The sequence below is a fragment of the Cyanobium sp. ULC065 genome, assembly GCF_977927515.1.
The window spans coordinates 448,585-461,717 of record NZ_OZ376393.1 but is presented as its reverse complement, the minus strand read 5'-3'; the positions used below and the strand labels follow the sequence as shown (position 1 = coordinate 461,717).

Genomic DNA, 13,133 nt, shown 5'->3' with positions numbered 1-13,133 from the left:
ACTGAATGAGACGATGGGTCCACGAATTCGTGGAGCACTTGATCAGAAGCCACGCACGAATCGCAAGATGTGCTGGTAGCAATGTCTTACTGTGGCTAAACGAAGTGTTCTCGCATCCGCAAGGATCGCAAGGCACTCAAGTGGCAGGCCGGCCATCTGGAGCACATTCTTACGGGCATTGATGCTCTTATCCACTACGGTGGCTGGCCGCTGGCTGCAAGAAGACACTGGTGCCAAAAGCTCTTGGTGAGGAGCAGACTGGGACTCCAGCGGAGAACTCTCTACCACTCAGGTCGCAGAAGCTGCTACGATTGATTCGTGAACCTCATAGATGCTTCTCTCAGGTCAACTGTTCATTGCGAGGCTAGGTTCAATGTCGAACTCGAAGCCCTTGTCTGTATCGAGTCAGCATGTGGTAGATCTCTCTATCAGTCACGGGTGATGGGTTCACCAGTGTGGATCAGTTGAGCCACGCCCCCTCCAGTGAAGGAGCAGGCCTGAAGGATCAAGCGAGAGTCAGTCGCTGCCGTCATGGTCATCAGCCAGAGGTGATCGATGCCGACAGGATTCATCGGACGCGAGCCAACCGTACGCTCTGGCAGCGTCATCGCAATCGCATGGGTAGAGCTCGACTTGATCGGTCCAAGAGTGATCCCAAGTATGTCGAAGAAGAGAAGGGGCAATATCTTGATGATCAGCTTGGGGATCATGCTGTCAGTGACAACGTCGCACAAGGGAGGCAGCGGGATGAATGGGGACTGATTCACAAGCAACTAGCTGCCACAAAACAATCAACAGTGTGATTGTCTGCACTGGTGAGGAACAATGACAAGCAGGTAGGGTGTCTCTCTATCCGCGTTGGCTTCTTGGCGCAGCTGGTGATGTCGATGAAGCCATCAGAAGAGTCGAGTATCGACCCCTGAGCAATCAAACAGCTGCAGCCTGAGGATCGCTCGGAGGTGAGTCAGTCTTCCCCGGTGTGAGACAGGGGAGGGGTCGTTGTTCCTCAACAAACCCAAGACCAACCGCTTGAGGGCTTTCCACTGTAAAAACCAGCGTGTCTAAACAATGGTCAACGCCACTGTTTCCCTATCCCAGCATAAAGTCAGAGACCAAACTTGGTGGCAGCCTGCTGCTTGCAGATTGTCTTGGCATTGCTGATGCTCACACGTTGGTGCACCTGATCAACGACACAGGTGCACGTGTACGTAGCCAGACCGGCGGGCGCTGGCTTGCCCGAAAGGGCAACTTCAGCGTTGACGGCATTGGTGCGGTAGTGCATGATCAGATCATCTTCCATATTCTGCGCATGGGCGCCGCAGGGGAAGCAGGCAAGGGTGCCGCAGCTGATGGCCGCGAGAGCAAGCAACCGGGCTGATGCCATCACTGATCAGATTGGAGGCTGGTGAACGTAGCTTACAGGCATTGACAGATCTGAGCGAAAGCCTGGGCTCGTGGGGTTGATGTGCCGATAACTCACAGTGCCGGAAGACCGGAGGCCCCCACACATTGAGTTCAGCGGGAAGGCTCTGATACAGGGAATCCGTGTATGGAATCCGTGCATGGATTTTGTGTATAGATTCTGTGCATGGGTTCTGTGCATGGAATCAAGGCACACTGTCTGCCGATGCTGCCGGTGTGATTGGGCACTCCTCGCAACTTGTCTGTGCGGCGCTGGGAACCAACGACAAGGCGCGGCATCATCAGGCAATAGGTGGCTGGATGATGGAGAAGGCTCACACACGGGAAGCCGATGGGAGGCGCGCCAGAACAAGCGGCATCACAGCAAACAGCACCAGCATGGCCAGATAGACACCACCAGAAACTGGATCCCGGCTGGCTACATACTCGCCAAGTGTGCGCTCCTGAATGGCAACTGCAAGCAAGACCTCGGCGCCAACCAACAGACCCAGCGCAAGACATCCAGCCCCCAGGCGGATCATGGAACTGGCGGGAAGGCGAAAACGCCAGATGATCAGACGGGCCGACACCACAATGGCCACGAACATGAACGGCATTTCAATGAGTTCCGCCGTCCGTTCACCAAGGCGCGGCACAAGCAGTGTCACACGAATCGCACCCAGCACAAAGCCCACACCGAACACCAATACGAAGTAAGTGATTCCAGCCTTAATGGTTCGAAAGGGGAGACGATCCATCAATCCATCAGTGGTAGCGCAGCCGTGCGAATCAAATCAGGACCTCCTGCAGTGGCCGTCGCAGTGAAGACGGCAGCTTGGGACCTCGGCCGAACCTGACGACAAGATCGGGCCGCCATCCTCCGAGAGCCAGATCATCAGCAAGCTGCGGGCGCAGCGTAGACACCTCAACAGGCTGATTGAGCATCGCAGTGCGAATGCCCAAGGCTGCCGATTGCAGGGCAAAGCGCTCATAGCAACGCCCCACCTCCACCCACTGCTGCGGAGTTGGGGATTCCGAGGCGAAGATCGCGATACCGGCAGAACTGCGCACATGCTTGGCGTACGAGTCGTTTTCGCCTTTCGGTGAAAGCAGCAGGCTGAAAAGCAGGCGTCCCAGCCATGTCGGCACAGACGGATGGCCAGACGATGCAGCGTAGAGTCCATCCCCCGTTCGAACCGCCTCACGGCCGTTGAATCGGATCCACTGCTTTAATTCAGCCACGAAGGCGGCATCATTCAACTGGATCGTGTTGCCTTCAACGACAGACTCCAGGAGCGTCTCCATGGCCTTGCGTTCGGTCAGGACAATCAGCTGAACACCAGCGCCCGTACCGGCCTTCACCAACAGTTCCAGTTCATCGCGAGCAAGGGGTTGGCCGTCATACTCACCACGTGTGCTCTGGCGCTCGGGAATCGCCTGAAACAGTGTTGACGCGACAGGTGTTGTGGGCGTTAAAGCGAAGCGCAAGATAGTGCCCCCTGCCGCATCAAAGCCGGAGTGGCTCATCCACCCATGGGCCAAAGCCGCCTGGCTCAGGTTCTCAGCGGCACAGCCAAGGGAAACGAACAGATGGTGGTTCTCCGGGTCGACAGCAGGGCAGCGTCGTGAAAGATCCGGTTCAAGCGAGATGGCGCCATCGCGGAGGCGGAACTTCCAGCACTGCGTGTTATGGCTGGACGGCGCCAGAGTGGCGTAGCGCACAAGCTCATGCAGCAGAGAAGGCATGTCGCCGGACGCGGCCTTGCTGTGACGCCAGGTGCGATCCACTGAGGCTTCATAGCTGTCAGCACTGGGCTCCGGTGAGCATGAAGAGATGCCGGCACTGGCGGTGGCAGTGCCGGCTGCGGTGGCCAGTGCGGTGACCACAAATTCACGACGGGTCGTCATGATTCAACCTACTGCTCATAAAACCAGACGGTTCAGCTCAGAGTGCAAAAAGAGATCTGAGGCTTAGCCCGTCGCAATGAGAGATTGCTGGGATGACGGTCTACTGGAGCTGCACGGTCACCGCAGGCTTCAGCCGCGCCTGCGCCTAACGGAAGTGAGCAAGCGTGGCAGCCGGCGGATTCCGGTATCGGTCATGGGCCAGGGCAGAAATGGGGATGGGAAATGGGGCGCATGGACCCAGGCGAAGGTGATGGTCAAGCATTCGCCAACGGCACAATCCTTCATCCTGCCAACCCAACGACAAGACAGAAAAGGGCGATGGCTCTCATCACGACGTGCAGGCAGAGGTCCCTGCCAATCCCGTCCACCTGCATGATCGTTCGACCATAGGGTCACGTCGGGCCCTGGCTATCGATCCCTGTGAATGCTTCAGCAGCGGCTCGCTGCCTTCCACGACCAGCACGTTACTTAGAGTCAGGCAACGAAGGCTTCTCTATCAGGGCACACACTGCCATGGTCTCAGTCAACCCAGCTGCCCTCACACAAACAGAGACGCCCCCGCCTAATCCCGATCGCTGGTGGACCCTGGCCGCCGTGGAATGCGGCAACTTCGTTGTTTATATGGATGGGTTCATCGTCACACTCGCCCTGCCGGCGATGGCGCGTGAGTTCGGCGTTGGCCTATCGGTTCTGAAATGGGTGATCGTCGCCTACATGCTTACCGTGACGGTCACCCTGCTGCCGGCCGGCCGCCTGGCCGACATCTGGGGACGCCGCCGCATCGTCGTTATCGGCATGGGCGTCCTCGTCGTGACGTCGGTCCTGTGTGCGCTGGCGCCCACGGTGGAAACCCTGATCGCCTTCCGCGTTCTCCAGGGTGTGGGCGGCGGCCTGGTGCTGGCCAACGTGATGGCCGAGATCACCGCCGTCTTCCCGAAGCAGGAGCGGCGCAAAGCCATGGCCGTCAATGCCTCGATCCTGGCGCTGGCTCAGGTCACGGGGCTGGTGCTCGGCGGCCTGCTGATCGGCCAGTTCGGCTGGCGCTCCCTGTTTCTGGTGATCCTCACTGTGAGCCTGGCCGGACTGATCCTCAGCCTCCGGATCCTCAAGGCCCGCCCCCGCAGCCTGGACCGCACCGCCATGGACTGGACGGGTGCCGTGCTGGCAGTCGTGGCCACCAGTGCTCCCTTCCTGGTGATTGAACAACTCTCCGAGGCTGGACTGAAACCAGCCAGCCTGGCGATCCTGCTGGGCGGCGTGGTGGCATTGGCCCTGTTCGTGCAGGTGGAGCGACGCCTGCCGAGACCGCTGCTGAATCTCGAACTGTTGCGACGGCGTGCCTTCACCTGTGGCTCGGTGGCTGCCGCCTTCTACTTCGTTGCCGCGGTGTCCTGCTATTTCCTGCTGCCGTTGTATGCGCAACTTGTGCTGGGACGCTCGCCCGTGATGGCGGGTGTGCTCATCGTGCCGCTCTCCTTGGTTCTCACGGCCACGAGCCTGACGGTCAGCAGCCAGGGCGATCGGATCGGTGCGCGAACCCTCAGCACAGCAGGAATGCTCTGCATCAGTACAGGCCTGGTCGGATTGTCCTGGCTGGGTCCCGACGCCTCCACCGCCAGCATTGTCTGGCCGCTGATCCTGCTGGGCATGGGCGGCGGGCTCTTCCATCCCCCCAACAACAGCGCCACGCTCAACACGGTTCCTGCCGAGCACCTCAGTGTGGCGAACGGCTTCCTGTCGATGGCTCGGAACTTCGGACAGGCGATCGGGGCGGCGCTGGCGGCATCACTGCTCGCCAGCGGCCTCGGCGCTGCAGGGGCAGAAGCAGCACTGGCGGGGGAGGTGGGTGCGCGGCTTGGCGGATCCCAGCTCGAGGCCTTTCTGGGGGCGCAGCAGTTGGCGTTTCGTTTGGCGGCAGCACTCGGGCTGGTGGGAGCGGCGGTGTCCGTTGGCCGCGGAGCAGAGGTGCCGGTGGTAACGCGCGTGACGGAGAGGCCCATCGCAAGCCGTAGCGATGGGAAGGGGATCCGGTGATGGGGATGCAGAGCGCACTCTCCAACTTCCGCACCACGCCTTCATGGCTGGGCTTGAATCTGTCCTTTCTCTTGTCAGAAAATCCAGCACCCCCTACCAATTGCCAGCGCTGAATAGCAGTTGCAACATCGCAAATCCCGCCAGACAGGTGGCGGCCAGGAGCGGAATGGTATGCAGCACGGTCGGAACATCCTGGTGCTTCGGTTTCGTCATGCTGCGACCGCTTGCGGGCCGCGCAATGGCCAGGTGCGGAGAAGCACAGACACACTCGTCCATGAAGTTGTGTGCCCGGCGCCAGCCTCTGCACGGCGATGGCGCCGCTCCATCCGGTTTCAGAATGAAGCAGCTGGGCGGCAGCGGCAGCAGAGTGGAGGCAGAAACCTGCTCGCGGAAAGGCTATGAATGCCACCCTGGAGAAAGCCACCACCACCCAGTGCGCCTGCCCCGGCTGCCACTGCAACGTGAAGGCCGACACCCCCTTCCGCAACGGCGCCCTGCTGTTCTGCAGCGACGCCTGCGCCAGTGGCCACCCCAACGGTGAACCCTGCCACGCCGGCTGCGGCTGCGAGTGTCACGGCTGAGGCTCGGCGGAGGGCTAGAGCCCCTCGCTATCTGTTGAGGCGTAGGTGAGCACCGGCAGACCGGCGGGCGGGGCCACCAGCAGCCGCTGGCGATCCTGCGCCACCTGCTGCCGGAACACCTGCCACTGGGGAGACGCGATCACCTGTTGGCTGATCGCCTTGGCCAGGCGCTGGCTCGCCAGCACATCACTGGGGTAATGCACGCCGCAGTAGGCACGGACATGGCCCCCCTGGCTGCCCACCAGCAGCAGCCGTTCCCGCCGTTCCGGCACGACATCGGCCAGGAGCAGGGCCGCCGTGGCAAACCAGGTGGCATGGCCACTGGGGAACGACCAACCCGATTCCAGCGGCAGGCAGGGCCTGAGATCCCGGTGGCTCAGAAAGGGGCGCGGCCGGGCAACGGCGTTCTTGAGCTGATTCTTGAGGGTGTCGGCACGGCTGAGGAACGCAGGAAGGCCCTGGTAGAGCGTCGGTGAGGCGTCCTGCAGGTTGGTGCCGATGGCGGCATCAAACACGCTGAGATTGCGGTTGAGGAAGTGCCAGCTGAGTAACACTCCCTCTGCCGTGCGGGTGCGCTGGTTCCAGCGCAGGATCGCCAGATCGTCGCGTTCCGCCTGGCTGGCGGGAGCGGGCGGCTGGCCGATCACGGCACGAAAGCCGGCCGGATCCAGCTGCAGGCCTGCCGCCGGATCGGCGGGCGGGGCGGCGGCTGGAACACCAGCCGTGCGGCCACTCGGCTGGCCCGAAGACTGGGCGACGGACTCGGTGCTGGGCCTGGCCAGGGCATCACCGCTGAACAGCACCAGGCAGGAGGGCAGCAACAGGCTCGACAGACAGAGTCCAAGGCGCATGAGCTTGATCCTCAGCTGCTCGCGGAAACCGACTGTAAAGAGTGGGAATAACGACCTATCACCATCTGAGGGGCCGCAGGATCTGCAGCCCCAGCCGGCCGATCAGGATGCGGGCAACTGCTGAAGGCTGATGGCTGCTGCTGCCGAGGAGCTGGGGGCTGAGGTGCTGGCCTTCTGGTTTGAAGCCGCGTCGCCCAGCCAGTGGTTCCTCAAGGATCCGGCCTTCGACCACCAGGTGCGGGAGCAGTTCATCGGCCTCACCCGCCAGGCGGTGGCCGGGGAGCTGGCGGCCTGGGGCCGGCAGCCGCACACCGGCCTGGCGCTGGTGCTGCTGCTCGATCAGTTTCCCCGCCAGATCTGGCGGGGCTCCGCCATGGCGTTCAGCGGAGATGGTGCGGCCCTGGCGCTCAGCCAGAGCGCGGTGGCGAACGGCTGGGTAGCGGCCGAAACCGACCAGGCCCGGCGGCAGTTCTGGTTGATGCCGCTGATGCATGCGGAAGACCTGGCCGTTCAAGAGGCGGCCGGCCCGTTGTTCGAGCAGTTCACCGATGCGCGCACCGCCGCCTTTGCCCGCCGCCACCTTGAGGTGATCGCCCGTTTCGGCCGCTTCCCGCACCGCAACGACTCCCTCGCGCGGGTTTCCAGCAGCGAAGAACTCGCATTCCTGCAGACCCCCGGCTCAGGGTTCTGAGGCGGCCAGGCCGATGGTTCACGCGGGATTGTTGCCGCTGATCTCTGTACAGGATGGCGAAAGGAACTGATCAGCCTTCTTGCGCTCGGCTTGCAGTTCGAGTTTGCAGCGATACACGAGCGCCTCGTAGCCAGGATCGCGATGGGCCGGGATGTATGGGTTTGTCCCAGAAGGCGCAGGGGCGGCCGCAAGATCAATGCCCGCAGTGCCTGTTTGCGGATTCTCCTGGGGTGGGGTCAGGGGTCCGCAACCCGGGTCGACGGATCCAAAGCCCTGGCCCATGGCTGAAGCTGGGTGCTGGTCCACCGGAATCAGAGAGAACAAAAAATGGCCAGGCAAGGCTGCAATCTGAAGCAGCTTGATATGAGCGCTAGTTTTACTCATTTGTAGATAAGAGTCAAGCACAGAATGAGCCAAGAGCTTCTCACTTCTCTCTAATAGTTCACTCATGCCTGCCTATCAATTTTTCCATCCCTGATCATTCTGCTTTGCCCTCTCGATCACTCACACAGCCAATCCCAAGGCAGCAACTGAAGATCCGCTGAGCACCCATCGTGAGCTGAACGGCTGAGGATCAGGCAGGACCAACGGTCGATGCTGCAGTCGTGCCGCCGCCGCCCAGCACCATCAATGGGCCCCCTCCACAGGCCTGTCTGTGCCGCCTTCCCCTGCTCGCACCGCTCCGGGGCAGCTTCAGCTCACGAAGCGGCGGTACATCCAGCGCACGAAGGGGCCGATCACGGGCACCGGGGCGAAGGTGGGGCCCACGAAGTCGAAGTAGTCGCGGTGGTCGACGATCCTGCCCGCCTCATCGAGCAGCAGGCGGGTGGTGCCGGGATAGACGAACTCCACACCCTTGATGCGCAGACCCATCACCCACTCCACGAAGGCGGTCCGGTCGCTGACGACCACCGCTTCGGAGCGCAGCATCACGTCGTCGCAGCGCTTCATCAGCCCCTCCTGGGCGGCGAGGTAAGCATCGATGCCGGTGGCCTCCTGCGTGGGATCACTGAAGTGCACGTTCTCGGCATACACGGCACGCCACTGCTCCGGCGTGGGGGCCGGCTGTCCATAGGGCTTGGTGAACAGGGCCTGCAGCGAGGCGGCGGTAAGGGGCGGGACGGCGGGATCAGTCATGGGGCAACGGGTTGGGGGTACGGGCTGAGGCAGAGCATCGCAGCGCTGAGCGGGCGGCCCGGCGCGGAGATCAGTGGGCGGCCCGGCGGGCGCAGAGGGTGTCAAGGTCGGGACGGCCGGTGAGGCGCAGCCGCCAAGCGGCCCAAAGCCGGTAGATGGCGTCGACGGCCGGGCCCAGCAGAGGCCAGGTGGTGGGGGCATAAATCCAGCCCAGACCCACCTGCCGGTAGGCCTCGCGGAACACCGCCACATCGCGCAGCACCGTGCCATCGGAGCTGAGGCCATGGATGCGGCCCATCGCGTCGCGGTAACTGATGCCGGCATAGGCAGCGGGGTCGTAGCCGGGGGCGTCGATATCGACGAACGCCAGCCGGCCCCGGCCGGCATCGCGGCGGCGCAGTACCGCCACCTCGCGCAGGCAGAGCGGGCAGGCTCCGTCGTACAGAAGCGTGAGAGCGGTGGCCGTCATCGACTGAGGCTAAGAAAATCGGTGCAGGGGCCGGGGGCGAGACCTTGCGTTGGGGCCCGTGCGCGGCAGCCTGCCGCTGCCAACCACCAGGGGAGTCCGCCCTAACGTCGAAGCCGGCACCAGCGCCCGCCACCATTCGCCGTCGCCCCCGCCGCTGCCTCGGAGTCCCATGGCCCGCCGATGATCGACACGCCCGGGCCGGCCGCCAGCGACTTCGAGGATCTCGCGCCTGCCCTGCTGGATCTGCCGCCGCGGCGCTGGATCCGCAGCCCCGCCCTGCTCTCGATCGTGGTGGGGGTGATCCTGACCCTGGCCCTGGTATTCGCCGCCACCCCCTACCGCGGGAGCGGCGCCAGGTGGGCCGCGACTGGGTGCCCCGCGGGCTGGTGGATCTGCGCCCGGCCGATTCCGATGTGCGCACGATGTTGATCCTGCTGGGCCAGCGCCGCAGCCTGATCGCCAATCGCCTCTGCCGGCTGCTGCGCTGCTTCCAGGATTCCCGCTCCCGCGGGGCCACCCGCGAGCTGCATCAGGACGACATCGCCCTCACCCAGGCCGACATCGAAGACGGCTACGGCGTGACCCGCACGATGATCTGGGTGTTACCGATGCTCGGATTCCTCGGCACGGTGCTGGGCATCTCGATCTCGATCGGTGGTTTTTCCGGTCTGCTGGCCAATGTGGAGGATCTCGACAAGGTGAAGTCGAGCCTCACGGCGGTGACCGGCGGGCTCTCCACCGCCTTCGACACCACCTTGCTGGGCATCATCACGGCAGTGCTGTGCATGGTGCTGATGAGCATCAGCGAAAGGAGCGAAAACCAGCTGGCCGGTGAAATCGAAACAGCCCTCAACGACGGATTCTTCCCCCGCCTGAGCCGTGATGAGACCAGCCCGGCGCCGTAGGCACGCGTCGATCGATCTGATCGGCTTCCTCGACATCCTCAGCGCCGTGATGGTGATCGTGCTGCTGGTGATCTCCGTGCTGGCGCTCTCGCTCGGGGTGGACCGCGGCCGCACGGCCCGGGGCGATCCCCGCAGCAAGCCCACCGCGAAACCGGCGGCGGCAGCAGCGAAACCGATCGCGGATCCGTGGATGAAGGTGCCCACCGCCGCGTCGTCCCCGCTGGTGGCGCTCAACAGCGCCGATGGGCTGCGCCCCCTGGGGCTGGGTGGTGAAGGCCTGCTGCAGCGCTATTTCTTCGTGACAGCGGAGCAGGGCCAGCTGGTGCTGGATCCCCGGCCCGCCTCGGTGATGAGCGCCGGTGCCTTCCGCGACTGGATCCGCACCTACAGCACCAGCCGCCATCACATCGTGGCGGTGGTGAGCCCGGATGGCGCCGAGCGCTACCGGGAGGTGAGGGAGGCGGCGCGGGCGGCCGGGTTCCGCTCCGGCTGGCTGGAGCATCTGGGCGGCCCACTGCGTGTGGGCGAGGGCGGCCGGAAGGGCGAAAGCGTGCAGTGAGGCCAGAGGGCGAAGGCGTCCAGCGGCCAGAAGGGCTGGCTTGCACAGCAAGGCCTGAATGGAGCCACGCTTAACAGAACGTCACACTAGAGTGGATAAAAGGATGTACCCCATGGACGCACTGTTTGCCTTCTTCTATTTCGCCTGTTTCGCGGCCATCGCTGGCGGTGCCTTTGCGTTGATGCGCCAGAACCTCCGCCAGACCGACTGGCGCGCCGCTCCCTCAGCCCCCCGCCCCCATCCCGAAGCCCCGGAACCAGGCGATTCGGTGATGTACGTCGACCTCAGCCGCGAACGGCTCGAGAGCCTCTACAACCAGGCCAGCTGAACGTGCCAGCTGAGCGGGGCCGCAACCGCGCCATCGAGAGGATCGAAGCTGAAACCATCAACCGGCTCCGGCCGGTTTTTTGATGGCGCACATGACCATGCAGTGAGCTCAACACTGCAGGGCCTGGATCAGCCCTGATACGTGGTGATCGTGGAGGTCACCTGCAGAGGTTGTTCGGCCTGGCTGTCCACCTGAAAGGCCATCCAGGTGGTGTCGACGGAGCGCTGGCGCTCGATCAGCGGGAAATCCACGCGGCGCCGCTCGTAGGTGAGGCCAACGCAGCGCAGGCATTCCTCATCGGCCATCAACGACCACAGCACCTTGATGCCGGCGCGGTCGTAGGCGAAGGGGGTGTCGCTGAAGCGCAGCTCGGGGGTGAATCCGGGCAGGCAGCGCACCTGTTCATTGGTGGCACAGGAAAGGTAACGGCCGTCGTCGGTGGGAAAGAACCAGCAGGTTTCGTTGGCCGCTGCGGCGAGCGGGAAACTGTCGAGCAGCCGCAGCTGGCGGGGTTCCGCCTGCGGCGAGGCGTTTTCACTCTCGAGGTCGTAGACGCTGAGCCAGAGACGCTCGGCCGCGAAGCGAGGAATGGTGGCGTTGCAGAGCAACCGCCGGGCCGGCGAGCTTTCGGCGGAAGCGTCTGGCAACGCTTCGAACGGATCGTCGCCGGCGGCGTTGGCCCGGCCGGCGCTCACCAGTTCATCGAGGGAGCCGTCCCAGCCGGGGGGGCAGCGAAAAATCCTGAGGGACTGGGCCTCCGTGATCGCCTCGTGCTGCTGGGCCAGCAGCTCTGACCACTGGGGCGGCCCGCTGGAGGCGCCGGTGGCGCTGCCGTGAAGAACGAAGCAGAGGGCGTGGGCCATGGCAGAGAGAAGGGGGCGAGGGCGACCGGATCAGGCAGGGCTCAGCTCCCAATAGCAAAGCCCACGGCAGGTGGACCGCCCGAAGCGATCGACCTGCCGTGGGCAGTGGCTGGGCCTGGGTTCAGCCGAGGCCGATCTGGGAGAGGATGCCTTGGCCGGTGAGCAGCTCGGTGCCGAGGCCGATCACGAAGCCGAGCATCGCCAGACGGCCATTCCAGGTTTCGGCGAAGGCAACGAAACCGAAGCGGGAAGGGGTGGTGCTGTTGGTCATGGGGTGGGTAGCGAGGTGCTTCGCAAAGCGTAACAGAAATCTTTGAACTTCGTTACGAAGCCGCCGCCATCAGTAGGTGGCCCGCTCGGTGTCGTAGGCGGTGAAGCCACAGGCCTTGGCGGCCAGGCGGTAGTGGGCCATGAACTGGTCCCAGCGGAAGCTGCGCGGGTCGTAGCGGGAGTGGCTGCGATCGACGGCGGCGTGGGTGGTGAGGCGGCTGAGCGGGATGCCGAAACGCGCCTGCCACAGCAGCACCTGGGCGGCGGCGGAGCGGTACTGGGCGTCGGTGTAGCCGGAGTGGCCGGGGGTGTCGCCACGGCCGTCGGCGGGTGACACCAGGGCGAGGTGCAGCGCCACGTTGTTGACCGAGCCCACTGAGGTGGGCCGGATCCGCACCGTGAAATCCCCGAAGGCCGACATGCCGGCGCCGTAGGCGCGGTTGGCATCGGGAACGATGCGCAGCCGATCGCCGGCGGGGTTGATCACCAGGTGGTAGCTGACCTGGTCGTTGTCGTTGGGGTGCGGGGTGCGGAACAGGGCCAGGGTCTGCGCTTCATCGATCACGGTTTCGTGCAGCACGATCAGGGCGGGCCCGGCCGGCACCGCACGACCGAAGGCATCAGCGAGCTGGCGTTCGCCGAAGTTGGTGGGATCGGCGGGCTGGTTGCGTTCCGGCGCCAGGCCGAGGGCGGCGGCGCAGCGGGCCAGCTCAGGCTCGGAGCGCCGCGGCAGGCCCGGATCCGCGAGGGTCTGCACCTCCCAGCTGGGGCGGGGGCCATCGGATCGGGGCGCCTTGGGCCCTTGCCCCTGGCAGCCGCTGAGCAGGGCCGCTGCGGCCAGAGCCGCCAGCCAGGGTGCGCGGGTGGAGGAGAACCGAACGCGTGGATGTTCCATGGCGGCCATCCTCAGAGCTCGCCGGCCAAGGAACACACCAGCGTGTCGATGCTGCAGCACCAGAAGCTGAACTCAGACCTGGACAACGGAAATGCCGCCCGAGACATTTCAGGCATGAACGCCAGAAATGAATCGAACGGCAGGGGTGGCAGCAAACCGGTGCAGATCTAGACGCAGGAAAAACGCGCGGCTAGAAGCAACGCATAGTCCAGCGCCAGAACCAGATCCGCAAGGAGCGACA

At 64.0% G+C, this 13,133-nt stretch carries 18 protein-coding genes; 8 read left to right on the top strand and 10 right to left on the bottom strand.

All coding sequences use genetic code 11. The features are described 5' to 3' along the window. Window positions 1-428 precede the first annotated feature (428 nt). The gene (locus tag ACXMDP_RS02180) at window positions 429-734 is read right to left on the bottom strand and encodes a hypothetical protein (protein WP_457767028.1); all 306 of its coding nucleotides are present in this window, start codon (window positions 732-734) and stop codon (window positions 429-431) included. Between the two features lie 323 nt (window positions 735-1,057). Here ACXMDP_RS02180 and ACXMDP_RS02175 point away from each other — a divergent pair, with 323 nt between their 5' ends. Further along, window positions 1,058-1,378: a hypothetical protein gene (locus ACXMDP_RS02175; protein ID WP_457767027.1), complete on the top strand. Its 321-nt coding sequence runs from the start codon at window positions 1,058-1,060 to the stop codon at window positions 1,376-1,378. A 358-nt stretch (window positions 1,379-1,736) separates the two neighbouring features. Here the strand turns inward: ACXMDP_RS02175 and ACXMDP_RS02170 are convergent, their stop codons facing one another. After that, window positions 1,737-2,159, bottom strand: coding sequence for a hypothetical protein (locus tag ACXMDP_RS02170; RefSeq protein ID WP_259730015.1), 423 nt, complete (start codon window positions 2,157-2,159; stop codon window positions 1,737-1,739). 31 nt (window positions 2,160-2,190) lie between these two features. Beyond that, a complete protein-coding gene (locus ACXMDP_RS02165) occupies window positions 2,191-3,309 on the bottom strand; it encodes an Acg family FMN-binding oxidoreductase (protein ID WP_259730014.1) in 1,119 nt (372 codons plus the stop codon). 513 nt (window positions 3,310-3,822) lie between these two features. Here ACXMDP_RS02165 and ACXMDP_RS02160 point away from each other — a divergent pair. Next, window positions 3,823-5,343 carry an MFS transporter gene (locus ACXMDP_RS02160; RefSeq protein WP_259730013.1) on the top strand — a complete coding sequence of 507 codons (1,521 nt, stop codon included), beginning with the start codon at window positions 3,823-3,825 and terminating at the stop codon, window positions 5,341-5,343. Window positions 5,344-5,741: 398 nt separating this feature from the next. After that, complete coding sequence (locus ACXMDP_RS02155; protein WP_259730012.1) at window positions 5,742-5,924, top strand: metallothionein; 183 nt, start codon at window positions 5,742-5,744, stop codon at window positions 5,922-5,924. Window positions 5,925-5,938: 14 nt separating this feature from the next. Here the strand turns inward: ACXMDP_RS02155 and ACXMDP_RS02150 are convergent, their stop codons facing one another. Continuing rightward, window positions 5,939-6,775, bottom strand: a complete 837-nt coding sequence (locus ACXMDP_RS02150) for a phosphatase PAP2 family protein (protein WP_259730011.1) — start codon at window positions 6,773-6,775, stop codon at window positions 5,939-5,941. Between the two features lie 130 nt (window positions 6,776-6,905). Between ACXMDP_RS02150 and ACXMDP_RS02145 the strand changes: the two genes are divergently transcribed. After that, window positions 6,906-7,466, top strand: coding sequence for a DUF924 family protein (locus ACXMDP_RS02145; RefSeq protein WP_259730010.1), 561 nt, complete (start codon window positions 6,906-6,908; stop codon window positions 7,464-7,466). Window positions 7,467-7,484: 18 nt separating this feature from the next. Here the strand turns inward: ACXMDP_RS02145 and ACXMDP_RS02140 are convergent, their stop codons facing one another. The 3 genes from ACXMDP_RS02140 to ACXMDP_RS02130 all read right to left on the bottom strand — a co-directional run bounded on the left by ACXMDP_RS02140 (window position 7,485) and on the right by ACXMDP_RS02130 (window position 9,072). Then, window positions 7,485-7,916: a hypothetical protein gene (locus tag ACXMDP_RS02140; RefSeq protein ID WP_259730009.1), complete on the bottom strand. Its 432-nt coding sequence runs from the start codon at window positions 7,914-7,916 to the stop codon at window positions 7,485-7,487. Between the two features lie 243 nt (window positions 7,917-8,159). Next, window positions 8,160-8,603, bottom strand: a complete 444-nt coding sequence (locus tag ACXMDP_RS02135; RefSeq protein ID WP_094511474.1) for a nuclear transport factor 2 family protein — start codon at window positions 8,601-8,603, stop codon at window positions 8,160-8,162. A gap of 70 nt (window positions 8,604-8,673) precedes the next feature. Then, the gene (locus tag ACXMDP_RS02130) at window positions 8,674-9,072 is read right to left on the bottom strand and encodes a thiol-disulfide oxidoreductase DCC family protein (RefSeq protein WP_259730008.1); all 399 of its coding nucleotides are present in this window, start codon (window positions 9,070-9,072) and stop codon (window positions 8,674-8,676) included. A 180-nt stretch (window positions 9,073-9,252) separates the two neighbouring features. Between ACXMDP_RS02130 and ACXMDP_RS02125 the strand changes: the two genes are divergently transcribed. The 4 genes from ACXMDP_RS02125 (at window position 9,253) to ACXMDP_RS02110 (ending at window position 10,864) form a co-directional block, all read left to right on the top strand. Beyond that, window positions 9,253-9,501, top strand: coding sequence for a hypothetical protein (locus ACXMDP_RS02125; RefSeq protein ID WP_259730007.1), 249 nt, complete (start codon window positions 9,253-9,255; stop codon window positions 9,499-9,501). Further along, the gene (locus tag ACXMDP_RS02120; RefSeq protein WP_457767026.1) at window positions 9,459-9,977 is read left to right on the top strand and encodes a MotA/TolQ/ExbB proton channel family protein; all 519 of its coding nucleotides are present in this window, start codon (window positions 9,459-9,461) and stop codon (window positions 9,975-9,977) included. Before ACXMDP_RS02125 ends, ACXMDP_RS02120 begins: the two co-directional genes overlap by 43 nt. Next, on the top strand, window positions 9,955-10,536 hold the full coding sequence (locus ACXMDP_RS02115) for a hypothetical protein (protein WP_259730005.1): 582 nt from the start codon (window positions 9,955-9,957) through the stop codon (window positions 10,534-10,536). Before ACXMDP_RS02120 ends, ACXMDP_RS02115 begins: the two co-directional genes overlap by 23 nt. 112 nt (window positions 10,537-10,648) lie before the next feature. Further along, entirely contained in the window at window positions 10,649-10,864 is a 216-nt protein-coding gene (locus tag ACXMDP_RS02110; RefSeq protein WP_094511461.1) for a hypothetical protein, read from the top strand. 128 nt (window positions 10,865-10,992) lie between these two features. On the opposite strand, the gene ACXMDP_RS02105 is transcribed toward ACXMDP_RS02110, so the two are convergent. From ACXMDP_RS02105 to ACXMDP_RS02095, 3 genes are all read right to left on the bottom strand, one after another. After that, the gene (locus ACXMDP_RS02105; RefSeq protein WP_259730004.1) at window positions 10,993-11,727 is read right to left on the bottom strand and encodes a hypothetical protein; all 735 of its coding nucleotides are present in this window, start codon (window positions 11,725-11,727) and stop codon (window positions 10,993-10,995) included. 121 nt (window positions 11,728-11,848) lie between these two features. Beyond that, a complete protein-coding gene (locus ACXMDP_RS02100) occupies window positions 11,849-11,998 on the bottom strand; it encodes a chlorophyll a/b-binding protein (RefSeq protein ID WP_094511454.1) in 150 nt (49 codons plus the stop codon). Window positions 11,999-12,067: 69 nt separating this feature from the next. Further along, the gene (locus tag ACXMDP_RS02095) at window positions 12,068-12,892 is read right to left on the bottom strand and encodes a peptidoglycan recognition protein family protein (RefSeq protein ID WP_259730003.1); all 825 of its coding nucleotides are present in this window, start codon (window positions 12,890-12,892) and stop codon (window positions 12,068-12,070) included. Window positions 12,893-13,133: the final 241 nt, after the last annotated feature.